Here is a 25,517-nt window from a genome sequence, read left to right as displayed (position 1 = left end):
CTGCCTACGGCTGATTTGTTATAGACCGGAAAAGGTCATCCAAGCCTGTTCCAGGCGGGACGGGGTTTGTTTTTCGTGCTTTTCGTGTCTTTCGTGTCTTTCGTGGACAATTCTTTGAACTAGATTCATTGCCTTAGCATCTAACTTTTGGCGGCGCTCATGATTAAATGCTCGACCACCGGCCCTAACGCCAGAGCGGGTACGAAAGTCAACGCACCGACTAGAATCACTGTGCCGATAAGCAGCATCACGAACAGCGGCGTATGCGTAGGCAAGGTGCCGACGGTGGTCGGCACGGTCTTTTTTGCGGCCAATGAACCGGCAATAGCGAGCACCGGAATAATGATCCCATAGCGCCCGACCAGCATCGTGATGCCCAACGCCGTGTTATAAAACGGAGAATTGGCGCCAAGACCGGCAAAAGCGCTGCCGTTGTTGCCTGCGGCGGAGGAAAAGGCATAAAGAATTTCACTGAAGCCGTGCGCGCCGGGATTGGCAACCGCTGTTTTCCCCGCTTCCAGCATGACCGCCAATGCGGTTCCGCCCAGAATAAAAAAAGCCGGAATCAAAATAACGACAGCCGCCATTTTTACCTCAAAAGCCTCGATTTTTTTGCCGAGATACTCCGGGGTGCGGCCTATCATCAGGCCGGCAACAAATACCGCGATCAGCACAAAAACCAGCATGCCGTAAAGGCCGGAACCGACGCCGCCGAAAATGACTTCACCCAGCTGGATCAGCCACATCGGAATCATGCCGCCCAACGGGGTATAAGAATCGTGCATCGAATTGACCGAACCGTTGGATGCAGCAGTCGTCGCCGTCGCCCATAGTGCCGAATTGACGATGCCGAAGCGCGTTTCCTTGCCTTCCATGTTGCCGCCGGACTGGCCGACGCTAACGCCTTGCTCAACCCCAAGCGCTGCCAGCTCCGGGTTGCCGCCTTGCTCAAGGCCAACCGTGACGAATAACAGGCTGGCGAACACCAGCGTCATTGCCGACAAAATTGCCCAGCCCTGGCGCGGATAGCCGACCATCGTGCCGAAGGTATGGCACAGCGCCGCCGGGATCAGCAAGATAGCCAGCATTTCCAGAAAATTGGACAGCGGCGTCGGGTTTTCGAAAGGATGGGACGAATTGGCGTTAAAGAAACCGCCGCCGTTGGTGCCCAGTTGCTTGATCGCGATTTGCGAAGCGGCAGGCCCCAGTGCCAGGGTTTGCGTGGTATTTTCCGTTGCTGCGCCAGCCTGCTCAACCAACGGAACGGTTTGGTAAGGCTTGAAGGATTGCACCACGCCTTGCCCGACTAACGCCAACGCCAGCACCAACGACAGCGGCAGCAGGATATACAAAGTGCCGCGGGTCAGATCCGCCCAGAAATTGCCGATGCCGTCCGCATGGGTACGCTGAAAGCCGCGTACCATTGCAACCAAAACTGCCATGCCGGTGGCGGCCGAGACGAAGTTTTGCACGCTCAGCCCCAGCATCTGGGTCAAATAACTCATCGTCGTTTCGCCGCCGTAATTTTGCCAATTGGTGTTGGTGGCAAAACTGACCGCCGTGTTGAATGCCGAATCGGCACTGACATTGCCCAGCTGTTGAGGGTTCAGCGGCAAATGGGCTTGCAGCATTTGCAACGCAAATACCGCCAGTCCGCCGAACAGATTAAACCAGAGCAGGGTGGCTGCGTATTCTGTCCAGCGCATTTCCTGTTCCGGCTTAACGCCGCTCAAACGATAAAACCCTGCTTCCAATGGCCCCAAGATGCGCTTAAGAAGTAACGGGCGATTTTCATACACCGCCGCCATATAAACGCCCAAAGGCTTGGCCAACAGCAGCAGGGCGACAAAATATAAAGTGATTTGCGACAAGCCGTTTGCCGTCATCAGAATTTCTCCGGGTAAAATAACGCTACCAGCAGATAAACGAATAATGCGCATGCGAGCAAGCCGCTCAAGCCGTAGATAAAGGTCATGGTTACCTCTTTTTTGTGGATGTTCCGAGTGGCTAATGTATCGCGCTTGCTATAAAAAAACTGTAAAAATAGCTGTCGCTGAGATCATCGAAGCTATTGTTGTCCAGCGTTTACTTTTAGGGGTTCCTCATGCAGGGTGCGCCGTGCGCATACGCAGCGGTGCGCCAAATGTTGGAGTTCGCAGGCTTTAGAGTTATGTATAGCGATGAGCGCATCATGTGCGCATTTTGAACTTTATAGCCATCCGGCCCTTTTCAGGCGCAAATACAGCAGCAGACTGCACAATGCCACACCGCCGACCACCGCCGGATAGCTGTATTCCCAATCCAGCTCCGGCATGTGTCTGAAATTCATGCCGTACCAGCTGAATACCATGGTGGGTATCGCCAGGATCGCACCCCAACCGGCCAGCCGTTTGACGACTTCGTTCTGCCGCACCGTTTCAAAGGTCAGATGCACCTGCATCGCCGCTAACAACATCTCGCGCATGCCGTGAATCGCCTGATCGATGCGTTTGATGTGATCGGCGACATCGCGGAAATAAACATGCACATCCTTGGGAATGACTTCGTTATGAAAGCGCATCAGCTCGTTGCATATATCGATGACCGGATTAATGGCGCTTTCGAGCTGCAACAGCTCGCGTTTTAGTTCGTAAAGGCCTTCTATGGTGTGTCGACTGGGACGGTATTCAAATATCGCCGACTCCAGCACCTCGAACCGTTTCTGCAAGCCGTCGATAATCGGCACATAGTTATCGACGATAAAATCCATGATCGAATACAACGCGAATCCCGGCCCTTTGGTCAATTGTTGCGGCATGGCCTCGCAACGCTCCCTGACTTTACTGAGACTATGCGAAGCGCCGTGCCTGATTGTCACCAGAAAACGCGGTCCGAGGAAAATATGGGTTTCACCAAACTCGACCTGATCTTCCGCAAGATGGGCGGTATGCAACACCATGAACAGCGATTCACCGTATTCCTCGATTTTCGGACGCTGATGCGCCGCACAGGCATCTTCGATAGCCAAGTCATGCAGCCCGAATTCCTGCTGTATTTTGGCTAACAACTCGGCATTTGCCTCGCGTAAACCCAGCCAGACAAAGGTGTGTTCCCGTTTCAGCACTTCGCTGATGTCTTCGATGGTCACATCACCGATACTGACGCCGTTTTGATAGGCCACGCATTTCATGACCATATTGTTGTCAATTTGTCCAGTCATCTGCATGGCCGTAGTCTCGCCAATAGTTTCAGGCATTTTAAAAGAGGGTGCAGAAGCGGGTCTTGCTCCAGACGATTGACCTGAACCGGGTTTTTCATGCTTGTCCTTCATTGGGGGTGAACTCTTGCCGATCTTGATGACAACTGCTTCTCCAGCGCTGCCATGCGCTCGTGCAACCGGGCCAACTCAGCGAGAATCCGGTCTTTCCCGGTTTGAATGCGACCGGCCTCCTGTTCGATTTGCCGCACGTCCATCCCCAAAGCCTGCATATTCCTGCCGATCAAAGCCACGGCGGTGAACAATGAAAACAATACCAGTCCAAATAAAATCAGCCCCGCTGCCAGCAAACGGCCAAAAAAGGAGATCGGGACTACGTCGCCAAAGCCCACATGAGTCATCGTCACCCAGGCTGACCAAATGCCGTCGAAAGGCGATTTGATATTGGGATCGATCAGGAAAAGTATCAGTCCGACAGCCAAGGTCATCCAGGCCGCGAGCAATGCCAGATATTCCAGATGCTTGGATCTGAACAGATCGCCCCTGAGGCCGTTCCCCCATTGAATCGCATTATGACATTCCGCTAACCAATGCATATATTGTGTCCTCTTAAACTTAGTGTGCAATTGGTCAATTGTAATATCAAATCATCCGTTCAGCACCAGGTACGGACGGAATTCCCTAGACTGCCTGGGCCGTTTTCTGCTGTTCGCGACAGTCGGCACTCGAAATGGAGAAGATTTGGATTTGATGAGCCGGAGGGGTAATTAGACAGAATGTAGCGAACGACCCAAAACTGTCTACAGCACATCAAGAGAGCGGACCCAGAAAGAAATTCCCTTGATGAGAGACGGGGCGTTATATCGATAAGGCGAATGAGCGCTCTGGAAAAGCGCGACGACAGGTATAATGCGTCTTGTCGGCACAACTATTGAAGTGAACAAGAATCGTGATTACTAAATCATCTGGTGTGACAGAAACTGAGCGGATGCTTGCAGAATTCTGCGAGCGCTCCTTCCTTAAGCTCTGGAGCTATCCAAATCCGTTCAAAGATAGCAAAAACGGCCACGAGCTATGCGACCTGCTCGCGGTATTTGGTGATTATGTATTTATTTTCTTTGACCGCGAAAACCAGATTCCTGATGTATCTGACAAAGACCCTCAAAACCTTGAGATCGATGGAAGAAAAATGTAATTGGCCGCCAGGTAAAGACTGCGCACGGGGCTGAGCAATACATCAAGAGTGGGCGGCCCATCTTCCTTGATGCGAAGCGGACAAGGCCATTTCCACTCACAATCGATCCACAGAAAGCAATCATTCACAAGATCGTTGTCGCGCACGGGGCGAAGGAAGCCTGTGAAAGAGCCTCAGATCAAAATGTCTACGGCAGCCTTGCTATTACCTACTGCGAGACCGACGTCAATCAGGCGCAACCCTTTATCATCGAGATCGACAGGCGAAGCCCCGTTCATATTTTTGACAGTCATAACTTTTCGATTATTTTGGGCGAACTCGACACGGTCAGCGACTTCTCGAACTATCTCGATGAAAAGCTGCGCGCTGTCGCCAAGTTTGATTCATTGCTCTATTGTGGTGAGGAGGACTTGCTCGGACACTATCTTCTCAACTATGACGAGGAGACTAAACGACACATCATTGGCACGAATCGTGATGACGTGAATAGCGTGATGCTCGGCGAAGGCGAGTGGAACGATTTCATCAAGACAGACCTCTACAAGAACACCAAAAATGAAGACCGGATTTCTTACTTTTGGGACGAGTTGATTCAGCGGACTTGCCAAAATGCTTTGAACGGGACTCTTGGAGGAAACTCGGATATCCTGTGCGGACAGAGCGCCATCTTTGAAATGGTGAAGGAGCCGCGCTTCGTTCGTCGTGCGCTTGCTGACAGGATTAGGCGTACGATCATGAACTTTCCTGACCACCCCGGTCAGATTACCCGCCAAGTGACCTTCTTGCCGTCTTATCTTCCAGATGTTGGCTATGTGTTCTTCCAACTCAGGGTGCCAGAAGCTTACCGCAAGCAACCTGACTACCTCGACAAGCGGCGAACGCTGCTAGAGATCGCATGTGGTGCGGCAAAGAACAAGTTTCCGCAGCTGACTAAGGTCATTGGCATCGGGATGGATGCACCCAAGTTCGCAGGTGACACAAATTCAGAGGACTTTATCCTCCTGCCTTGCGAGACCTGGCCGGATGACATGTGTACGTACTACGAAGAGCAGAATCGAGAGTGGAAATTCTTCGGAACCCCTCAGCTTGAGCAATACAACGAGCACGTAACACAGTTCGTTCCGCCATCATCATCTGCCGCCGCTACGAGCGCCGTCCAGCCGAGCTACAAAGTGGGACGCAATGAGCCGTGCCCATGTGGTTCAGGAAGGAAGTATAAGAAGTGCCATGGTGCGTGATCTCGTGATTGAAGTGTTCTTAGTGGCTGCGATCATCGTCAGAGCCTCGTGATGCATAGAGAGGAACGAAGCCAAGCCCAGAGCTTACGCCGCGCAGGTTTTAAGCCCGATTAGACAGAACGTATTTAACGTGTTTTTCGGTATGGGTCTTAATACGGCCAGACTGGGTAACATAGCCATCTTTTGACCCTGATTTATGACACGGCCAACCGGTTGAAATCACCAGTGTGGTCTGACGTGCCAAAAATCTTGATTTATGGCACAAGTTGCAATGAGTAGTAAGGCGGAACTGACCGCCCTATTTATTAGACAGGCTGTCTATGTCTAATGACGCTCGAACGTCCGACAAATATGCCTCTTCGAATTCACTTATGGTAGGTGTAAGTATTCTTGCATATAATGTTCAATTGAATATTCGATTGACAAAAAATTGGTAATTATGAAAACAGATGATCCTTTCAATAAGCAATTTAAAATTCTGGCAAATAAGTATAAGAATATGCCACATCTAATTTCAGACGAAATGCTGGAGTCATGCTGTGTTATAAACGATGCGCTTGACGTTGCATGGGCGACTGCTCAATCCGTATTTGAAGACCAAGCTAAACCAGATCATGCCTTAAAAATTCTTGAGATTTTCTTTGATCATGCGGAGCGTATTAAAACAGAACGTCAGAAATATATTGAGACGGGTGACTAGACCTAACTTATCGAAATGCCTTATATTTATGGGCACCAGAAGCTTAAACGCTTGAATTAACCGGTTAGCACGGAATTATTGCGCCAGTCTATATTGAATGATTTGTTAGACAAAACTGTTAGATTTTCAATTCATTGATTTTATTAGATTTCTTAATTGTCTAAAAAACCTTCTTTTTTTAAACGGCTTTAACTATGTTCTACTATATTCACCGCCATAAAGCAGCCTGTCGCGACCGGCAGAAATTGGCCGGTTTTGGCCTTTCACTCCCCGTTCCAAATTCACCTAATTCTCAGCTGTATACTCAACCAAAATAAAGCAAAAAGATAACCTAGCGCGGCGCGGAAAGCTGGAAAATGAAACTGTAATATAACCGCGCTCCGCATTGACCTCATTACAGTGCCGTATGCGTAATGGCAAGACCGGAGCCCATATTCCTCGAAGCACTTGGATTCTGGGTCCGAATAGTGTTTGGCGTGTTAAAAAGTTTGGTTTATCCTTCAATTCTCCGAAGGCGGATGACGGCACGCGGAAAGCCTGGCAAAAACGGCTTGTTGGCTATGCGCCCATCTGACCCGATTGGCACGGCTTGGGCAACACTCATGCGGCACCGCTTTCTTGTTGGAGAATGGTCATGTACATTGAGATTTCAACGGCGAGGTCACAGAAGCGAAAATCATATCCCTACATGAATCGTCCCGTTATTGCCGGCCTTTCAGCCCTTCGCCGGTTTGCACAGGTGATGATCATTTTTTCTATCGAGGCTTGCGCTATGGCCCATACGAATAACCCGGCATCCGATCTGGAAGACAGTGTCTGCGGTATCGTGCGTGAACCGTTGGCTTTCTGGCAATTCCGGCTGGCCGCCGGAGCGCCCGATGCAAGCCGCATCCGGTCGATACGAAACATAGAACGGCTGTCGTTTACCACCCGCGATGGCCGCGAACTGGGCGGCTATAAGCTTCGCGCCGACCATCCCCAAGGTTATCTGCTGGTGGCTCAGGGAAATGCCATGCTGGCCGACCAGATCATGGGTGTGCTGACTTTCTTCCGGGATTATGGGCTCGATGTCTACGTGTACGACTACCGCGGCTACGGACTTTCCGGGGGCAAGAGCCGGCTCAAGGCCATCGTGTCCGATTATCGGGAGATCGTCGCCGCCCTTAATGCCCAAGGCTATGGCCGACGCTATCTCTACGGCATGTCCATGGGCGGCGTTATCCTGGCCAATGCCATCGGCCCAAGCGAGGACTATGATGCGCTGGTATTAGACTCGCCCCCTAGCCGGGTTTCCGGTCTGGGCTGTCCCGAAGACTACGACCCGGTGCGCAACCTGCCGCAAGACGGCGCCAGGCTCATGCTCATCATCGGCTTGAAAGATCGGGTAGTGCCGCCGGGAGACATCGAGGAGCTGTCCCAGATCCTGGAACAGCGGGGCGGTCGGGTGCTGAAATCTCCCGAGTTCGCCCATCCGTTGATGGACCTCGACCCGGCAATCCGCCGCCGGCGCTTACAATCTGTCGCGGATTTTCTGGCGCGATGAACCCGTTCGCGGTGCTTCTGATTTGCTTGTTGCTATGCTCCGCCTGTACGGGGCCATCGAAAGCTCTTTCTTTTTCCGCTGGGGATGAGTCTCTTGCCTCGATCTATTTGATCAACCACGGCAAGCACGCCGGCTTGGTCGTCAGGAGGGCGGACATCCCCCCGGGAATCTGGCCGGAAAGCAGGGATTTCCCCGATGCCGACTACCTGGAACTGGGCTGGGGTGACTGGGATTATTATCAGACGGATGATCCCGGTCTTTGGCTGACTCTGAAAGCCGCCTTCTGGTCTACTGCCAGCGTGCTTCACGTGGTCGGCGTCAAAGGTTCCGTCGCAGACCGGTTTGCCGGCTATGAAGTCATCCGGCTTGAGCTCGCCCCAGGCGGCTTCGCCAAGCTTGTGGATTACATCCACCAAAGCTTTGCCAGAAACGGAGAGACGAAAGCGAGGCCGATCGGACCGGGGTACGGCCTGGGCAGCCGTTTTTATCCCGCTCGAGGAAAATTTCACCTTTACAACACCTGCAATGGCTGGGTGGCGCGCGCTCTGGAGGCGGCTGGCTATCCGATGGGCGTTTTCCGCCCGGTCACGGCGGATCAGTTGATGGCGAAGGCTCGCCAATTCGCCGCGCAATAATAAGCGTCGGGTTCAAAAATACAACCGTTGGGTAGTCGATGCAATCGCTCCAAACCACCGACTCCGACAGATTGAAAAAGTGGTCACTACCATGTCAGACACTGACCGACAGAATTCGACTCATTATAAACAGTCAAATTTGTTTAAAAAAGGATAACATTTAAAGGGTTAGTCGATCTGAACATTAAAGAGAACGTGCCGAAAAGTCTACTGTTTACAGTCATTAAGAGTGACCTGAACCGGGTTTTTCATGCTTGTCCTTCATTGGGGGCGAACTCTTCGATCTTGATGACAACTGCTTCTCCAGCGCCGCCATGCGCTCGTGCAACCGGGCCAACTCAGCGAGAATCCGGTCTTCCCCGGTTTGAATGCGACCGGCCTCCTGTTCGATTTGCCGCACGTCCATCCCCAAAGCCTGCATATTCCTGCCGATCAAAGCCACCGAAACCACGGCGGTGAACAATGAAAACAATACCAGTCCAAATAAAATCAGCCCCGCTGCCAGCAAACGGCCAAAAAAGGAGATCGGGACTACGTCGTCAAAGCCCACATGAGTCACCGTCACCCAGGCAGACCAAATGCCGTCGAAGGGCGATTTGATATTGGGATCGATCAGGAAAAGTATCAGTCCGACAGCCAAGGTCACCATGACCGCGAGCAATACCAGATATTCCAGATGCTTGGATCTGAACAGATCGCCCCTGAGACCGTTCCCCCATTGAATCGCATTATGACATTCCGCTAACCAATGCATATGTTGTGTCCTCTTAAACTTAGTGTGCAATTGGTCAATTGTAATATCAAATCATCCGTTCAGCACCAGGTACGGACGGGATTCCCTAGACTGCCCGGGCCGATCTCTGGAAACCCATCAGAATGCATCGATGATTCTCCCTGTTGCCACGTCGCACCGCATAACCACACCAAGCCGTCACGAGGAGCATTTGATCTCCTCCAGGAATTGGGCTACCCAGCGTTCGACGCGCGGTAGGCAGCTATTCAGCGAGATTTGCTTTTCCGGGATAGCGAAGAAGTCGGGTTCATGGAGGTAGGGATTTGTGATTCTGCCGACATCGACGGCATCATGGCTGAGATCGACGATTCGCCCGCCGATGATATTGTATTGATGTTCATAGTGGCCGCAGATCGAGCCGCCGAAGACCTGATTCATGAACAGGCTTCCATACTTGCATGATCCGGAAAGATCGGTTGGCGGGAGCGCATGCCGCTCGGCGGCCTGTTCGCACCATTTGCGAAACACAAAAACCTTGGCTTGTGCGAAACGTTCGTAGGAATAGGCAAGTTGTGCCTTCCGGTCTACAGTCCAATCGGTCATTTTAAGGGCCTAAGCGAATTACATATCGGCCCTCGGATGGATTGGAGGGAAGGAGTAAAGCGGGTGAGCAGGCTTTTTGCCTCCCTACTACCTGCTTTCCAGTATCAGTGTGGCTTAACAAACCTCATCATGAGTAAATCTGACCCGTTCTTCAGCTGAACGCCCCAAGGCTTTAGCAAACCACGGCGGCGGCGCATCAAACACTTTCTGGAATTCGGTTAACTGGTCTAGCGCTTCGGTGACATCCGGAATCTTGATCGGATAAATATCGGCGCGTATCACTTTGGCTGCCGCCGGGCCGCCGATGGATTGCACGAACATGACATGACAGTCTTTAATCAAATTGGCGCGAAACAGGTTTCTGTCATCGCTGCTGTCGGCTTCAATGGTTGAGCGTATGTCAACCAGCCGGTAATCGTGCTGCGACAGCTGATAAACCAGAAAACGAATGCAGGAACCGAAATGCCCGTTAATCAACGCGCCGCTGTTCGAACCGATGGCGACACGGATAGAGTCCGGCATATCGTCGTCTCTATAAGGTAATATTTCCGGCAGGTCCTCATCTTCCGCCTCGTCTCCCCACAGGTAACGCACCGCCAGTTTGATATTGGCAAGACCGATGCCGATGTCCTCGCCGTCTTCTTCGCCGTCCAGGCTGCCTAAGCCGGTTTTAAGATTGGTGACGGTGACGGATTTTAATTTTTCATCATCCAGGGGTGAGCCGACTCGCTCATGTAATATTTCCAGCAATCTGGATATGTCTATACCGGGCAGGATGCGCGATGCCAAGGCAATGCGTAAGGCCAGTTCACGGGGCAATGCTTCCATTTTAATCTCCTGATTTAACAAGTTTGGATAATAATTTGAGTGTTTTTCGGGTGGAGGCTAAATCCAGCGCAGTGAAATCGTCGTGCGTTTTAAGGTCTGGATCGGCGCCGGCCGCCAACAGCTGTTCAGTAACCTTTTCCCTTCCGCTGGATGCCGCAAAAATCAAGGCAGTGGCGCCGGAGGCGGAATTTTGATGATCAATATCGACTCCAGCATGAAGCAATGCATCGATACAGTCTCCGCTGTCGGCATAACAAGCCGCCCACAAGGCGTTATTGCCGTATTGATCGATAACGTCCGGCGCTGCATGCTGTTCGAGCAAAAAGCGGACTACATCGCTACGACCTTGCTGACTTGCCAAGATCAAAGGGTCAATGTCGGCACTGTTCTTTAAAACCGGTCGGGCGACAGAGAAATAGTTATTTTGTAACCAATCCCGTATTTCAGGCTTCATTAACGGTTTCCTGATGTTGATCTTTCCAGCAGGAATAACCGCCTTCCAGGCTATAAACATCCTTAAAGCCGAAATCGCTGAAAAATTCGGCCAAATGCTCGCTGGCATGACCGTAATAACAATAAATCAACAGGCTGCGCTGCTTATCGCCGCGCTTAACCAATGAATCCTTTAAGCCTTCATGAACGTGCAGCGCGTCTTCCAGATGTCCGACCCTGTAATCTTTCATGTCCCTACAGTCCAGGATCATAGGTTTGGACTCTTTAATAAATTTTGCGGAATCGGCAATGGAGATTGTTTTATATTTCATGGCAGTGTTAATGACCTTTGAAGGTCATTCCTCCAGAGGATGCAAAGGTTGTAGTAAAACTAACAATAAAACAGATTTTGTTGCTATTAAATGTCGTTAGCGGCTCTATTTCTTGGCTTTAAGGGCTATATGGATGCCATATAAATGCTATATAAACTACTTAGCAAATTATTTGCCATAATCTTGAATAGCGCGTGTTTTCTGAGGTTGTTGGCAAGATATTTCAGGCAAAAAAAAGCGTCCTAGTCGAGAAAATAGGACGCCGAAGGCCAGGAGAGAGCACTATAAAAAGGTATGTATATAAGATATTAAGCATTAATAATGCCAACAATTAATATCTTATGATTCAATTACTTATTTTTTTTATTGTTTTGATGTTCAACATTTGCACCAAAGACAGGCATTGATGCGTTTTGAATGTCCTAACTTAGGGCGTTTTCTGCGGATTTTTCCAGATCCATGCCCCGGAATATTGAGCAACGCTTGAATACGTCCATTCACTCTCGGCAATAGCCCTTGCATTGCTCTACTGTCTACATCCATGTAGGTATCTAGTTGGAGAGGAGATTTAAAAAATCAACAATGATATAAACAGGAGAGGAAATCTTAAATTGCGCCTACTGCCGCGTCTTTAATCACTTCGATAGTGTTGTCTTCGGCTTCGGCAAATGAAACGAGCGGCGTTTTCGGGTTATACGATTTGGCTGCCGCATAAGCGATGGCGACCTTATCTTCAGCGGATTGACCTTTCAGCTCGCTTTTTTCAATATACAATTCTTCGAGCAATTCATTCCATACCAGGCCTTGCTTGAAAGGCATTAATTTATAGGTAACGCCTTCCAGTTCAACCTGCAAGCCTTTACCGATATTTTCCACATAGATTAAAGCGATGCAGTCTTCGGCAAGATCGGCCTTATATTTTTCGACAAGAACGGGCAGCAAATCGAGCGTAGGCAACAGGCCGTTGATGAATTTGATCTTGTCGTTTTCAACGATCAAGGCGGAATGAATCAACAGCGCTTCAGGCGGTCTGCGGTCGGTTGTTGAACCTTCGCGCAGAGATCCCTCTTTTAAAACCAGGTCGCCGCGATAAGCGTAAACACCCGCAGTGCCGGTTTGACCGTTGACCAAAGTGACAGTTAATAAGCCTTTATCTTGATAGGTTTCTATTAGCATTGTTTTTTCTCCGGATAATAAAATAAATAGTGCGAGTGCAGGTTATTAGGGTAATAATTTTAGATATAGCAGAGTTTATGCCATGTTGATATATTGCTTTGTTTTTCTTTTAAAACAGTTGGATGGGCGTGTTTTAGCCGTTTGATAGGGGTGGTTATTGATATTTAATTCAACAACGCTAGTGATTTTGTGGGTAATTGTCGCAAACCTTACATTTCAGTAAGGGAAGCGGTAATTATAAACATACCGCTTTAGGCTGAATGGTTATATCCCACCAGTTTAAGGTAGATGAACGTTGCAGTCTTTGTTATAAGGCTTGTTGCCAGCTTTGGCATTGACGTCCATGGCGTCTGGATCCCGGCAATCCTTGCCGGGATGACGATGTCTCGTAGGGACTTGTGTATAACGATGAGCGCGCTGCGTGGGAACGAGATAAACTCCCCAAACAAAACTGCCAGGTCTTGGATTGTGTATTCCTCCAAAATAAAAACTTGATCGCACACACAAAGCCCCTTTGCTCCTTTATTTACTTCCAAAACCAGCAAACTATTATTTTAGGCTGAGTAGTTAGCACCTATAATGTAATCATTCTCTCAGTGTCGTGTAGTAAATCGACTACAGTTCAAACAATTTGGAAATTTGCGATGCAAATATGAGCAATCACAACAAAATACGCACGTTTCAGTCGAGCGCTACCGATGCGAAACTGGCGGTACAGGAGTTTCATGCGGAGGTGGCGCAGCAGGACATGGCGTTGGTGATTTTCTTCTGCTCCAGCGAATACGACCTTGACGTGCTGGCTGCCGAAATGCGCCATTTATTTGCCGGGGTTCAAGTCGTCGGCTGCACCACGGCAGGGGAAATCGGGCCGGCCGGTTATTGCCAGCATAGCCTGTCCGGCGTTAGTTTTTCTGAAGCAAGTTGCGTCGCTGTCAGCGGACTGCTGGATCAATTAAGCGAGTTCGATATCACCAGAGGCCATGACTTTGCCCAAAACCTGTTACAGCAGCTTGAGAGTAAAGCCCCGAACCCAAGCCCGGATCATAGCTTCGCACTGCTGCTGATTGACGGCATGTCCGGGCGCGAAGAACGCGTGGCGCATGCGTTGCAGTCTGCATTGGGCAAGATCACGCTGTTCGGCGGATCGGCGGGTGACGACCAAAAATTCGCCAAAACTTATGTTTACAGCAATGGCTGTTTCCATACCGATAGCGCGCTAATGGTTCTGGTCAACACTTCCCTGCCCTTCAAAATGTTCAAAACCCATCATTTTGCTTCGACTGACGAACGATTCGTCGTTGCGGAAGCCGATCCCGCCAAGCGTATCGTCAAGGAGATCAATGGACTACCCGCTGCCACAGAGTACGCCCGACTGGTGGGTGTTGATATTGGCGAATTCAATGCAAAAGATTTTGCCTTTCCCTCCGTCATAGTAAAAATTGGCGGAACCGATTATGTGCGCTCTATCCAGAAAGCCAATACAGACGGCAGCCTGAGTTTCTATTGCGCCATTGAAACAGGCTTGGTGCTCAGGGTGGCGCATGGCGTGAATTTAGTGGATAACTTGGAGCAGACTTTCGATGCAATTCGGACAAAAATCGGCCCAACGCAACTGGTCTTGGGTTGCGACTGCATTTTACGCAATCTGGAAGTTTCCAAAAACGGGTTGAAAGACCGTGTCATGGAGATTTTTCGGCGCAACAACACCATCGGTTTCAGCAGCTACGGCGAACAATTCCGCGGCATACACAACAATCAGACCTTCACCGGCTGTGCCTTTGGCAGCGCTTCCGGGATAGAGGCCGAGACGCACGATGGCTGATCAAGCGGCTATGAACGAGCAGGAATTGCATGCCGAGATCGCGCGATTAAACAAGGTCGTTCAGGCATTGATAGTTCGTGCCGAAAGCAGCGCGAACATCGGTACGTCTGACTTCAATCTGTTTCAGTCAGCAATTACGCTTGAAGATATGGTACGCCGCCGCACCGATGAACTGGAAGCGGCATTGCGGGAAAACGAGAAAATTACCCGTGCCTTGAGTGAAAGCGAAAACCACAACCGCTTGCTGGTCGAGAATTCTCCGATGTGCATCCACGAGATAGACATAAGCGGCCGGATAGTTTCCATGAACAGAGCTGGGCTGAGCATGTTGGGCCTAAAAGAACAATGCGAGGTGCAAGATTATTTATATCTGGATTCAGTCAACGCTGCCGACCGGGAACGCATAGATACATTACTTGTCCAGGCTTATGCCGGGGAAAGCAGTCACTTCGAGTTTAAGGCCAGCGGTCCGCTCGGGCAGATTTATAAGTCGTGTTTTGTTCCGATCAAAAACAAGAATGGCGGCGTTGAAAAATTGATGGGCATTACCGAGGACATCACCGAACGCAAGCGTCTGGAACAACAACTGGTGGAGCGCGAAGAGTTGTTCCGCGCCATTTTCGAACAGGCGCCCAGCGCTATCGAATTGATAGACCCGGAGACATTGCGCTTTGTTGAGGTCAATCCTGCCGCATGTCGCACTTTGGGTTATACGCATGAAGAATATCTCCGGCTGCGGCTGGTCGACACTCAGGCTGACTTGAATGAAGAGGAGCTGGTTGCAGCGGTGCGGCAGGTGGGGAAATCGGGCGGGATGTCTTTTGAGAACCGGCACTGTTGCAAGAACGGCGACATTCTGGATGTCGAGATCAGCACCCGTATGCTGGATATCTCCGGCAAACATCTGCTGGTTGGCCTCTGGCGCGACATCACCGAGCATAAGCGGGCGCAGGAGGAAATAAAACTCAAGAATACGATCCTGCAGACCCAGCAGGAGGTTTCGCCCGATGCCATATTGGTGGTTGATGAAAACGCGCAAATCGTCTCCTACAATCAACAATTCATCGACCTATGGCGGCTCTCCCCGCAGCTGGTCAGCGAGCAGCTGGATGCCCCCGTACTTCAAACAGTGGTTGATCAAGTCGCCGAACCGGACGTATTTCTCGCCCGCGTCCAATATCTATACGAGCACCGGGACGACAAGAGCCGCGAAGAAATACAGCTAAAAGATGGCAGAATAATCGATCGGTATTCTGCTGCTGCCACCGGAGCGGACGGCCAGTACTACGGACGTGTCTGGTATTTTCGCAACATTACCGAACGCAAACGCGCCGAGGAAGACCTTCGCATCATTGCCGGTGTGTTCGACAACAGCCAGGAAGGCATCGTGATTACCGATGCGAACAATGTTTTCTTGAATGTTAACCCTGCATTCACCCAGATTACAGGCTACGCTCGCGAGGAGGTGATCGGAAAAAATCCCAAGATGCTGAGTTCGGGGCGACAGGACAAGACGTTTTATGCCGCGATGTGGGAAACGCTGAAGCAGAAAAGGGCTTGGCGCGGCGAGATTTGGAACCGGCGAAAGTCCGGCGAGATTTTTGCGGAGCTACTCTCGATTGCAGCCATCTGCGACGATGAGGGTAGGGTGCGACGCTATGTCGGGGTGTTTTCCGACATCAGCTACCTCAAAACACATGAGGCCGAGCTGAGCCAAGTTGCCTATTACGATGCGCTCACCGGCATTCCTAACCGGCGCTTGCTGGCCGACTGTATGGTTCAGGCCATCGCGCGGGCGCAACGTAGCTGCAGGATGTTGTTCGTCTGCTACTTGGACCTCGACGGCTTCAAGCAGGTCAACGACCGGTATGGGCACGAGGCCGGAGACCAACTGCTGGTGGAAGTCACCCGCCGCCTGCAAGAAGTGTTGCGCGCGGGCGACACCGTGGCACGTCTGGGCGGAGATGAATTCGTTGTATTGTTTAATGATCTTGCCGGTGAGCGGGAGTGCCGGCAAATTCTCGACCGCATTCTGGAAATTATCGCTCTGCCGATAGTCATCGGCAGTCATCAGGTTGCGGTGTCGGCCAGCATTGGCGTATCTTTTCATACTTCTGCCAACGAGGATGGCGATACGCTATTGCGCCAAGCCGATCAGGCCATGTATGTCGTCAAGCAGACCGGGAAAAGCCGCTATCATTTATACGACGCGAAACATGACTAGATTTAAACTTTGAGAAACCACGACTTGCGCTTTTTGATCGCCCTCACCCCAGCCCTCACATAAGAGGTAATTGCCATCCATTTTCGAACAACAAAAGTTACCCGTATTTCAAAGTAAGATGGGATTAAAATGCTAGCCCTTGAAACTAGGTTATTAATCAGCGTCATCTATTTCCCAAAATAATAAGGATATTCCCGCCCATGGTCGACAAGAAAAGTCTCTCCGAACGCGACATCTGCACCAAGTATATTACTCCGGCCATCACTGCCGCAGGGTGGGATCTGCATATCCAGATTCGTGAGGAAGTGAGCTTCACCAAAGGGCGAATCATCGTGCGCGGTAAGCTGCATACCCGTGGTGAACAAAAGCGCGCTGACTACATCCTTTATTACAAATCCAATATCCCGCTGGCAGTGATCGAGGCCAAGACCAACAGCCATAGCGTTGGCTCAGGTATGCAGCAAGCACTAAACTATGCCGAAACCCTGTGTGTGCCGTTTGTATTCAGTTCCAATGGTGATGCTTTTTTGCTGCATGATCGCACCGGCTTGGCCGACAAAACTGAACAGGAACTGTCTCTGGACTCCTTTCCATCCCCCGCAGAACTTTGGCAGCGATATTGTCAGTGGAAGAGACTGGAAACGCCAGAAGCTCGACATGCGGTAGAAATGCCGTATTACGATGACGGCACCGGCCGTTCCCCGCGTTACTACCAAGCCATTGCCATCAACAACACGGTGGAGGCCATCGCAAAAGCTCAGCAGCGCATCTTGCTGGTTATGGCGACCGGCACCGGCAAAACCTACACCGCATTCCAGATTATCTGGCGGCTTTGGAAATCAGGCACCAAGAAACGCATTCTGTTTCTGGCTGATCGCAATATTCTGGTCGATCAAACCAAGAATAACGACTTTAAACCCTTGGGCGCGGCGATGACCAAGATCAGCAAGCGTCAGATCGACAAGAGTTATGAAATATACCTGTCCTTGTATCAGGCGGTCACCGGCAGCGAAGAAGAGCAAAACGTCTACAAGCAGTTCTCGCCGGATTTTTTCGACCTGATTGTGATCGACGAATGCCATCGCGGCAGCGCAGCGGAAGATTCCGCATGGCGCGAGATTCTGGCCTATTTTTCTTCTGCAACCCATGTAGGCTTAACTGCTACGCCCAAGGAAACCAAGGACGTTTCCAGTATTTATTACTTTGGCGGACCGGTCTATACCTACACGCTTAAACAAGGCATTGAGGACGGTTTTCTTGCACCGTATAAAGTGGTACGCATCGACATCGACAGAGATGTGCAAGGCTGGCGGCCCAGTAAAGGTCAGACCGACAAAAAAGGCCAGTTGGTTGAAGACCGTGTTTACAACCAGATTGATATGGATCGCACGCTGGCGCTGGAAAAACGCACCGAACTGGTTGCCAAAAAGATCACCGAGTTTCTGGTAGCGACAGATCCTTATGCCAAGACCATCGTATTCTGCGATGACATCGATCATGCCGAGCGCATGCGTCAATCCTTGGTCAACCTAAACCCCGAGCGGGTCAAGGAAAACCGTAAATACGTGATGCGCATTACCGGTGATGAACTCGAAGGCAAAGCCGAGCTGGATAACTTCATCAACCCTGAAGAGCGTTATCCGGTCATCGCCACCACCTCCAAACTGATGACCACCGGTGTCGATGCGCAAACCTGCAAGCTGGTGGTCCTGGATCAGCACATCAAGTCGATGACCGAATTTAAGCAAATCATCGGGCGCGGCACGCGCATCAACGAGGATTACGACAAATTCTGGTTCACCATCATGGATTTCAAGAAGGCAACCGAGCTGTTTGCCGATAAGGACTTTGATGGCGAACCCGTGATGATTTATGTGCCGGAAGCTGAAGAGTCGCCCGTGCCGCCCGACAATGAGTCCGGAATCATTCCAGATGATGAAAACGGCGAGAACCTTCCCCCCTTTGAAAAAGGGGGGATCGAGGGGGAATTTTCCAAACGCATGAAATACATACTCGGCGATGTGACCGTGTATGTCATTGCCGAGCGCGTCCAGTATTACGGGCCGGAAGGCAAGCTGATTACCGAATCACTGAAGGATTACACCCGTCAAACGGTGCGCAAGGATTATGCATCACTGGATGACTTCCTGCGCCGTTGGAGCAAAGCCGAGCGCAAGGCCGCCATTCTGCAAGAATTACAAGAGCATGGCTTGTTACTGGAGCCCCTGGCCGACGAAGTGGGTAAAGATTTTGATGCGTTTGATCTGATCTGCCACGTCGCCTTTGACCAACCGCCGCTAACCCGCCGCGAGCGTGCCGACCAGGTCAAAAAGCGCAACTACTTTGCCAAATACGGCGAACAGGCGCGCCAAGTGCTGGAAACCCTGTTGGAAAAATACGCCGACACCGGCATAGAAAACATCGAAGACATCAAAATCCTCACGCTGGACCCGTTCAAAAACATGGGCACGGCCAGCGAACTGGTGTCGGCCTTTGGCGGCAAACCCGCCTACCTGGCCGCGCTGTATGAGTTGGAAGAAAACCTTTACGCATAAATCCCCCCTGCCCCCCTTTTCCTAAGGGGGAATAAACGCTTACCGATAAATAATCAAACCAATATAATCAAACCAATGAGCATTTCCTCCACGATCAAATCCATCCAGGACATCATGCGCAAAGACGTGGGTGTCGATGGCGACGCCCAACGCTTGAGCCAGCTGGTCTGGATGCTATTTTTAAAAATCTTTGATGACCGCGAGAGCGAATGGGAGATCCTGCAGGACAATTACCAATCGCCGTTGCCGGAGCAATACCGCTGGCGCAACTGGGCGGCCAATGCCGAAGGCATGACCGGGGATGCTTTAAAACAGTTTCTCGACAACGATATGTTCCCCGCTTTGCAGCAACTGGAAGCCAAAGGCCGCGACCAGCGCGCCTATGTAATTCGCTCGGTGTTCGAGGATGCCTACAACTACATGAAATCCGGCCAGTTGATCAGACAGGTCATCAACAAGATTCAGGAAGGCGTCGATTTCAACAAGGCGCAAGAGCGTCATTTGTTCGGCGATATGTACGAGCAACTGCTGCGCGATTTGCAGTCAGCAGGCAATGCGGGCGAATTTTACACGCCGCGGGCCGTGACCGAATTCATGGTGCGCATGGTCAACCCGCGCCTCGCCGAAAAAGTGCTGGACCCGGCCTGCGGCACCGGCGGCTTCCTGTCCTGCTCGATAGAACATATCCGCAAACAGGATGTAAAAACCGTAGACGATGAAGCGCGGTTGCAGGCGAGCATTTTCGGCATAGAGAAAAAGCCGATGCCGCATTTGCTCTGCACCACCAACATGATCCTGCACGGCATCGATGTGCCCAGCAATATCCGCCACGACAACACGCTGGCGCGCCCGCTGATCAGCTGGGGGCCGAAAGAACGCGTCGATGTGGTCGTCACTAACCCGCCGTTCGGCGGCATGGAAGAAGACGGCATAGAAACCAACTTTCCGGCTGCTTTCCGCACCCGAGAAACCGCCGACCTGTTTCTGGTGCTGATCATGCAACTGCTCAAAGCCGGAGGCCGCGGCGCACTGGTTTTGCCGGACGGTTTCCTGTTCGGCGAAGGCATCAAAACCCGCATCAAGGAAAAGCTGCTGGAAGACTGTAACCTGCACACCATCGTGCGCCTGCCCAATGGCGTATTTGCTCCTTACACCGGCATCAAAACCAACCTGCTGTTTTTCAGCAAAGGCACGCCGACCCAAAACATCTGGTTTTACGAGCACCCGTACCCGCCCGGCGTAAAAAACTACAACAAAACCAAGCCGATGAAGATTGCAGAGTTTGATGCCGAAGCGGCCTGGTGGGGTAAGGAAACCGACGGCTTCAAACAGCGCGTCGAAAACCAATACGCCTGGAAAATGAGTATTGAAGACATCAAGGCACGCAACTACAACCTCGATTGCAAAAATCCGCATGTCGGCGAGCAGGAAATCCATGATCCTGAAGTGCTGCTGGCCCAATACGCCACCATGCAAAATGACATCGCTGCTTTACGCAACCAACTTAAAACCATATTGGCAGAGGCACTGGAGGCGGGGCAATGAGCAAATATTTAATTCTCTCCACGCCATGGAGAGATTTGCGCTGCTCACCATTACAACTTGTGAGATTCCCCTCTTTGAAAAAAGGGGCTAGGGGGAATTTATGAAACCTTACAATCCAATTTTAAAACCATTTTCCCGCAACCTGCGCAGCAATATGACCGACGCCGAACAATTGTTGTGGTCAAAATTGCGCCGCAAGCAAATATTGGGCTTGCAGTTTTATCGTCAAAAACCCTTGGCTAACTACATCGTTGATTTTTATTGCGCAGCCGCCAATCTCGTTATTGAGCTTGATGGTTCGCAGCATTTTGAGCCTGATCATCAGGTTAGAGATGTGAAAAGAGATCAAGAGTTGGAGTCTATGGGTATAAAAGTGTTGCGGTTTGATAACCGTCAGGTATTGACAGAATTGGACGCAGTGATGAGTGTTGTTTTTAATACAGTTGAAAAGCAAATCCCCCCTAACCCCCCTTTTACAAAGGGGGGGATAAAAACATCAACATCAACATCAACATCATCATTGGCAGCAGCTGATGCTGAGAATTGCACGTCCCCCGTTGAAGCAGTAGAGATCAGAAACTCCGAAGAAAGAAAGGAGATAAACTTACTCCCCATTGAAAAAGCAGAAGAGATAATCTCATCTCCCTTGGATAAAGCCGCGAAAACAAACTCACCCGCCATTGGAAAAGCAGGAGAGATAAACTCTCTCCCCTTTGAAAAAGCAGGAGAGATAAACTCCCCCCCTTTGAAAAAGGGGGGCAGGGGGGATTTTCAAAAAAGGGAAATTCAGTATGAATACTATTCAAACCTTGATCACCGATCACCTCGACATCTGGACAGCCGCCGATACCGCAAAAAAATCAGGCCGTGGGCGTAGCTCTGGCAATGCCGCCAGTGTCTATGGCATCAAGAAACTGCGCGAGCTGATTCTGGAACTGGCTGTGCGCGGAAAACTGGTGCCGCAAGACGCTAACGACGAACCGGCCGGTGAACTGCTAAAACGCATACAGGCTGAAAAAGTCAAGCTGATTGCCGAGGGGAAGATCAAGAAAGCTAAGCCGCTGTCACCGATCACTGAGGAAGAACAACCGTTTGAATTGCCGCAAGGCTGAGAGTGGGCAAGACTTGGGTTTATTGGCTATACACAGACAGGCGCAACACCGAGTAAGTCCAGTTCGGAGAGTTTTGGTTCCGACATTCCTTTTGTTAAGCCCGGTGATATTTATCCTAATCACGTTGAGTATAGCAACGAGGGACTCACATTTTACGGTGCTAAGCAGTCAGGAAGAATTGCACCGTCAGGTTCTATATTGATGGTTTGTATAGGAACAATTGGGAAATGTAATCTGATTGAGAGGAATTGCTCGTTTAATCAACAAATAAATTCCGTAACCCCATACCTATTTGATTCGCACTATCTTCTTTCGATCTGCCGGTCGGTTTATTTTTATACGGAAGCATGGTCAAGATCTTCCAGCACAACCATTGCGATTTTGAATAAGGGTAATTGGGAAGAAATATGTATTCCTATTCCCCCCATAGAAGAACAACACCGCATCGTCGCCAAAGTCGATGAGCTGATGGCGCTGTGCGACCAACTGGAAACCCAGCACAACGCCGCCGCCGAAGCCCACGAAAAACTCGTGAGCCACCTGCTCGGCACACTCACGCAATCACCAAATACAGTCTCCCCCCTTTGCAAAAGGGGGGCTGGGGGGGATTTAGATTGGCAGCGCATCGCCGCGCATTTCGACATCCTGTTCACCACCGAAGCCAGCATCGACGCCCTCAAGCAAACCCTGCTGCAACTGGCGGTGATGGGCAAGCTGGTACCGCAAGACCCGAACGACGAACCGGCCAGCGAATTGCTCAAGCGCTACGACATTTCTAGCACAGCATCATTTGTCGCTGGATGGTCAAAGGTTTCACTTGGCGCATTAGGTGATATTTACGGTGGCGCAACTCCAAGCAAAGCTAAGCCCGAATATTGGGTAGGAAACATCCCTTGGATTTCACCGAAAGACATGAAACGTTTGTACATTAATGATGCTGAAGACAATGTTAGTGAAGGTGCAATATGTGAAACAACCCTCAAACTAATTCCGGCGGGAAGTCTTCTTATGGTTGTTCGCGGTATGATCCTCGCGCATTCATTTCCTGTCGCCTTGACGACTAGCGAAGTCACAATAAACCAAGATATGAAGGCGCTAGTTGTGCCAGGAGAAATTAAAGAATACATGCTTCTTTATATGCGAGCGATGAAAAACTCGTTCGTTGCTCTCGTGGATAGGTCAAGCCATGGAACATGTAAACTTATTTCTAAAAAACTTTGGACGTTTATAGTGGAGTGTCCACCAGAGGCCGAACAACATCGCATCGTCGCCAAAATCGATGAACTGATGGCGATCTGCGACCAACTGAAAGCCCGCATCACTAAAGCCAAGCAGTTACAGCAAAAACTGGCGGATGTAATGGTCGAGCAGGCGCTATCGTAATGAACGAATTGAATAGCCTTGTGCCGCTTTAGAAAAGCCGGTTCATAGGATGGGCTTCCCAAAAAACCATGGGGGACAAGCAATGTCTTTGCAGTATGATAAGAACAAATAAAGAACAATTCAGTTTAAGATTTGTTCTGCATCATTCAACTTTGACTTACAAAACCATCGCGCATGTTATCTGATAAATCCTTTCACCATTGGTTACAGGTGGCCTCGTTGAATCGGGCCAATTTTGATTACCAACTGCCTGCGTTTATGCCGCCTAGTCTTGCCTTGCCCTTATTCAACGGTAAAGTTGCAGCCGGATTCCCATCGCCTGCCGATGATTATGTCGAGAAGAATCTGGATTTGAACGAGCTGTTGGTACAAAAGCCTGCGGCTACATTCTTTGTTCGTGCTCAAGGTGAATCCATGCTCGGCGCTGGCATTCATCCCAACGATATTCTGGTCGTGGATCGTTCAATTGAACCCGTGTCTGGAAAGATCGTCATTTGTGCATTAAATGGTGAACTGACGGTCAAGCGCCTGGAGCGCGATAACGAACAATGGCAACTCAAGGCAGAGAATCCAGCCTATCCCGATATTGTCATCCACGAAGAGCTTGAGATGGTGATCTGGGGTGTGGTCACCAACGTGATTCATTCCGTGTAATGCAACCGCTTTTAGCCTTAGTCGATTGTAACAATTTTTACGTGTCCTGTGAGCGTGTGTTCCGGCCTGATCTGATTGGCAAACCGGTGCTGGTGCTCAGTAATAATGACGGTTGCGTCGTTGCCAGAAGCAAGGATTATGTGGAATTTAAATTGCCTATCAAATGCACACAAACTATCAAAATGATTTTTAAACCCCAAGACATTTTTGGGGTTTTAGTCCGGTTTCTCTTGAGCGGCCTTGAGATGGTGGCCTGGGGCATCGTCAAGAACGTTATTCACATACTTTAATCCAATGTCGCTACAACCCCTTATCGCCCTCGTAGACTGCAATAACTTTTATGTGAGCTGTGAACGCCTGTTTCGCCCGGATTTATGGGACAAACCCGTTGCTGTACTCAGTAATCTGGATGGATGCTTGATTTCGCGGAGCAAAGAAGTTAAATCCCTGCTGATACCCATGGCAATCCCAGTATTTAAAGTGGCGCACCTGGTAAAAAAGCACCGCATCCATTTGTTTTCCGCAAATTTCCCGTTATATGGCGATATATCATCCAGGATCATGTCGTTGTTGGAAACATTCTCACCCCATACCGAAATTTACTCGATCGATGAGGCATTTTTGGATTTGACCGGGATTTGTCAACAAGACCCGTTAAGCTACGGCATCCGCATCAAACACACTATTCTGCGTGACACCGGCATTCCGGTTTGCGTAGGGATAGCACCGACCAAGACTTTGGCGAAACTGGCCAACTACGCTGCCAAAAAATGGGACAAAACCGGGGGCGTCTTGGATTTATCCTGTCCTCAACGCCGAGAGCGGTTAATGCGCAGTGTTTCTGTGCGTGAAGTTTGGGGGATAGGTTCCAGGCTGTCCCAGCAACTAGCACAACTGGGCATCCATACCGCTTGGGATTTGGCGCAACAACCCGTCCAGCAGATGCGTGATAAATTCAGTGTCGTCATGGCCAGAACTATCATGGAGCTGAACGGCATTCCTTGCTTAGAACTGGAAGAAATAGCGCCTGACAAACAACAGATTATCTGTTCCAGCAGTTTTAAGCGGCCATTAACCAGCATTGAGGAATTATCTCAAGCTTTGGCCGGGTTTTGCAGCCGAGCAGCCGAAAAGCTCAGAATGCAAAAGTCGGTGACAAGCTGCATCACTGTTTTCATCCAAACCAATCCGTTTAACCCACAAGAACCACAATACCAGCGTTCAGCAACATTGAAGCTGGCAACAGGCACCCAAGACACGCGCATACTAATAAGTGCTGCCAAACAAGTAGTGCGAAGCATTTATAAACCGAATTACCGCTACCAGAAGTGCGGAATCCAATTAAGCGATATTCGGCCTCAATCCATGCAAGTACAGGCAGACTTGTTTGCTGACAATCAGCGCATCGACCAGCTGCAATTGATGGCAACCCTGGACAAGATCAACCATCGGTTTCCCAATGCCGTATCCCTAGCTGCCACAGGCCTTAACAAAAAAACCTGGCAGTTTAAGCCAGAACGAATATCCAAGCGTTACACGACAGATTGGAATGAATTGGCAAGCGTCAAATGTGAGTAGCGGCTTCAGCATTCGATAACACATGGGGACTTG

25 protein-coding genes are annotated in these 25,517 nt (G+C 50.2%); 15 read left to right on the top strand and 10 right to left on the bottom strand.

Annotation, left to right across the window (positions count from 1 at the left end; genetic code table 11):
* Nucleotides 1-140 precede the first annotated feature (140 nt).
* From kdpA to RW114_RS00815, 4 genes are all read right to left on the bottom strand, one after another.
* The gene (gene kdpA, locus RW114_RS00830) at nt 141-1,886 is read right to left on the bottom strand and encodes a potassium-transporting ATPase subunit KdpA (protein ID WP_340120820.1); all 1,746 of its coding nucleotides are present in this window, start codon (nt 1,884-1,886) and stop codon (nt 141-143) included.
* Nucleotides 1,886-1,975: a K(+)-transporting ATPase subunit F gene (gene kdpF, locus RW114_RS00825; RefSeq protein WP_340120819.1), complete on the bottom strand. Its 90-nt coding sequence runs from the start codon at nt 1,973-1,975 to the stop codon at nt 1,886-1,888. The genes kdpA and kdpF overlap by 1 nt, the downstream gene beginning before the upstream one ends.
* A 234-nt stretch (nt 1,976-2,209) precedes the next feature.
* A complete protein-coding gene (gene corA, locus RW114_RS00820; RefSeq protein WP_340120830.1) occupies nt 2,210-3,199 on the bottom strand; it encodes a magnesium/cobalt transporter CorA in 990 nt (329 codons plus the stop codon).
* 107 nt (nt 3,200-3,306) lie between these two features.
* Nucleotides 3,307-3,792: an ion channel gene (locus RW114_RS00815; RefSeq protein ID WP_340120818.1), complete on the bottom strand. Its 486-nt coding sequence runs from the start codon at nt 3,790-3,792 to the stop codon at nt 3,307-3,309.
* A 353-nt stretch (nt 3,793-4,145) separates the two neighbouring features.
* Here RW114_RS00815 and RW114_RS00810 point away from each other — a divergent pair, with 353 nt between their 5' ends.
* From RW114_RS00810 to RW114_RS00790, 5 genes are all read left to right on the top strand, one after another.
* Nucleotides 4,146-4,391: a hypothetical protein gene (locus RW114_RS00810; RefSeq protein WP_340120817.1), complete on the top strand. Its 246-nt coding sequence runs from the start codon at nt 4,146-4,148 to the stop codon at nt 4,389-4,391.
* 308 nt (nt 4,392-4,699) lie between these two features.
* A complete protein-coding gene (locus RW114_RS00805) occupies nt 4,700-5,629 on the top strand; it encodes a YecA family protein (protein WP_340120816.1) in 930 nt (309 codons plus the stop codon).
* 439 nt (nt 5,630-6,068) lie between these two features.
* Nucleotides 6,069-6,329: a hypothetical protein gene (locus tag RW114_RS00800; RefSeq protein ID WP_340120815.1), complete on the top strand. Its 261-nt coding sequence runs from the start codon at nt 6,069-6,071 to the stop codon at nt 6,327-6,329.
* A gap of 634 nt (nt 6,330-6,963) precedes the next feature.
* On the top strand, nt 6,964-7,872 hold the full coding sequence (locus RW114_RS00795; RefSeq protein WP_340120814.1) for an alpha/beta hydrolase: 909 nt from the start codon (nt 6,964-6,966) through the stop codon (nt 7,870-7,872).
* A complete protein-coding gene (locus RW114_RS00790; protein WP_340120813.1) occupies nt 7,869-8,507 on the top strand; it encodes a DUF2459 domain-containing protein in 639 nt (212 codons plus the stop codon). Before RW114_RS00795 ends, RW114_RS00790 begins: the two co-directional genes overlap by 4 nt.
* Before the next feature lie 223 nt (nt 8,508-8,730).
* On the opposite strand, the gene RW114_RS00785 is transcribed toward RW114_RS00790, so the two are convergent.
* From RW114_RS00785 to RW114_RS00760, 6 genes are all read right to left on the bottom strand, one after another.
* Complete coding sequence (locus tag RW114_RS00785; RefSeq protein ID WP_340120812.1) at nt 8,731-9,261, bottom strand: potassium channel family protein; 531 nt, start codon at nt 9,259-9,261, stop codon at nt 8,731-8,733.
* A gap of 177 nt (nt 9,262-9,438) precedes the next feature.
* Nucleotides 9,439-9,843 carry a transcriptional regulator gene (locus RW114_RS00780; protein ID WP_340120811.1) on the bottom strand — a complete coding sequence of 135 codons (405 nt, stop codon included), beginning with the start codon at nt 9,841-9,843 and terminating at the stop codon, nt 9,439-9,441.
* A gap of 114 nt (nt 9,844-9,957) precedes the next feature.
* Nucleotides 9,958-10,671, bottom strand: coding sequence for a dinitrogenase iron-molybdenum cofactor biosynthesis protein (locus RW114_RS00775; protein WP_340120810.1), 714 nt, complete (start codon nt 10,669-10,671; stop codon nt 9,958-9,960).
* Nucleotide 10,672: 1 nt separating this feature from the next.
* Nucleotides 10,673-11,125: an ankyrin repeat domain-containing protein gene (locus tag RW114_RS00770; RefSeq protein WP_340120809.1), complete on the bottom strand. Its 453-nt coding sequence runs from the start codon at nt 11,123-11,125 to the stop codon at nt 10,673-10,675.
* Nucleotides 11,115-11,435 (bottom strand): rhodanese-like domain-containing protein, encoded by a 321-nt coding sequence (locus RW114_RS00765; RefSeq protein ID WP_340120808.1) that lies wholly within the window; start codon nt 11,433-11,435, stop codon nt 11,115-11,117. Before RW114_RS00765 ends, RW114_RS00770 begins: the two co-directional genes overlap by 11 nt.
* A gap of 606 nt (nt 11,436-12,041) precedes the next feature.
* A complete protein-coding gene (locus RW114_RS00760; RefSeq protein WP_340120807.1) occupies nt 12,042-12,611 on the bottom strand; it encodes a hypothetical protein in 570 nt (189 codons plus the stop codon).
* A 652-nt stretch (nt 12,612-13,263) separates the two neighbouring features.
* Here RW114_RS00760 and nosP point away from each other — a divergent pair.
* The 10 genes from nosP (at nt 13,264) to RW114_RS00710 (ending at nt 25,484) form a co-directional block, all read left to right on the top strand.
* Nucleotides 13,264-14,433 (top strand): nitric oxide-sensing protein NosP, encoded by a 1,170-nt coding sequence (gene nosP / locus RW114_RS00755; protein ID WP_340120806.1) that lies wholly within the window; start codon nt 13,264-13,266, stop codon nt 14,431-14,433.
* Complete coding sequence (locus RW114_RS00750) at nt 14,426-16,657, top strand: sensor domain-containing protein (RefSeq protein WP_340120805.1); 2,232 nt, start codon at nt 14,426-14,428, stop codon at nt 16,655-16,657. The genes nosP and RW114_RS00750 overlap by 8 nt, the downstream gene beginning before the upstream one ends.
* A 200-nt stretch (nt 16,658-16,857) precedes the next feature.
* Nucleotides 16,858-19,212: an EcoAI/FtnUII family type I restriction enzme subunit R gene (hsdR, locus tag RW114_RS00745; protein WP_340120804.1), complete on the top strand. Its 2,355-nt coding sequence runs from the start codon at nt 16,858-16,860 to the stop codon at nt 19,210-19,212.
* 75 nt (nt 19,213-19,287) lie between these two features.
* The gene (locus RW114_RS00740) at nt 19,288-20,757 is read left to right on the top strand and encodes a type I restriction-modification system subunit M (protein WP_340120803.1); all 1,470 of its coding nucleotides are present in this window, start codon (nt 19,288-19,290) and stop codon (nt 20,755-20,757) included.
* A gap of 100 nt (nt 20,758-20,857) precedes the next feature.
* Nucleotides 20,858-21,634, top strand: a complete 777-nt coding sequence (locus tag RW114_RS00735) for an endonuclease domain-containing protein (RefSeq protein WP_340120802.1) — start codon at nt 20,858-20,860, stop codon at nt 21,632-21,634.
* A complete protein-coding gene (locus RW114_RS00730; protein WP_340120801.1) occupies nt 21,549-21,869 on the top strand; it encodes a hypothetical protein in 321 nt (106 codons plus the stop codon). Before RW114_RS00735 ends, RW114_RS00730 begins: the two co-directional genes overlap by 86 nt.
* 21 nt (nt 21,870-21,890) lie before the next feature.
* Nucleotides 21,891-23,252: a restriction endonuclease subunit S gene (locus RW114_RS00725; protein ID WP_340120829.1), complete on the top strand. Its 1,362-nt coding sequence runs from the start codon at nt 21,891-21,893 to the stop codon at nt 23,250-23,252.
* A gap of 258 nt (nt 23,253-23,510) precedes the next feature.
* The gene (locus tag RW114_RS00720) at nt 23,511-23,906 is read left to right on the top strand and encodes a LexA family protein (protein ID WP_422614771.1); all 396 of its coding nucleotides are present in this window, start codon (nt 23,511-23,513) and stop codon (nt 23,904-23,906) included.
* Nucleotides 23,906-24,196, top strand: coding sequence for a Y-family DNA polymerase (locus RW114_RS21160; RefSeq protein ID WP_479687014.1), 291 nt, complete (start codon nt 23,906-23,908; stop codon nt 24,194-24,196). The genes RW114_RS00720 and RW114_RS21160 overlap by 1 nt, the downstream gene beginning before the upstream one ends.
* A gap of 4 nt (nt 24,197-24,200) precedes the next feature.
* Complete coding sequence (locus tag RW114_RS00710; protein ID WP_340120799.1) at nt 24,201-25,484, top strand: Y-family DNA polymerase; 1,284 nt, start codon at nt 24,201-24,203, stop codon at nt 25,482-25,484.
* The last annotated feature ends 33 nt before the right edge of the window (nt 25,485-25,517 follow it).

Source organism: Methylobacter svalbardensis, assembly GCF_037671525.1.
Lineage (GTDB): Bacteria > Pseudomonadota > Gammaproteobacteria > Methylococcales > Methylomonadaceae > Methylobacter_A > Methylobacter_A svalbardensis.
Note: the sequence above shows the minus strand (reverse complement) of the source record. Positions and strands in the feature narration are given on the sequence as shown.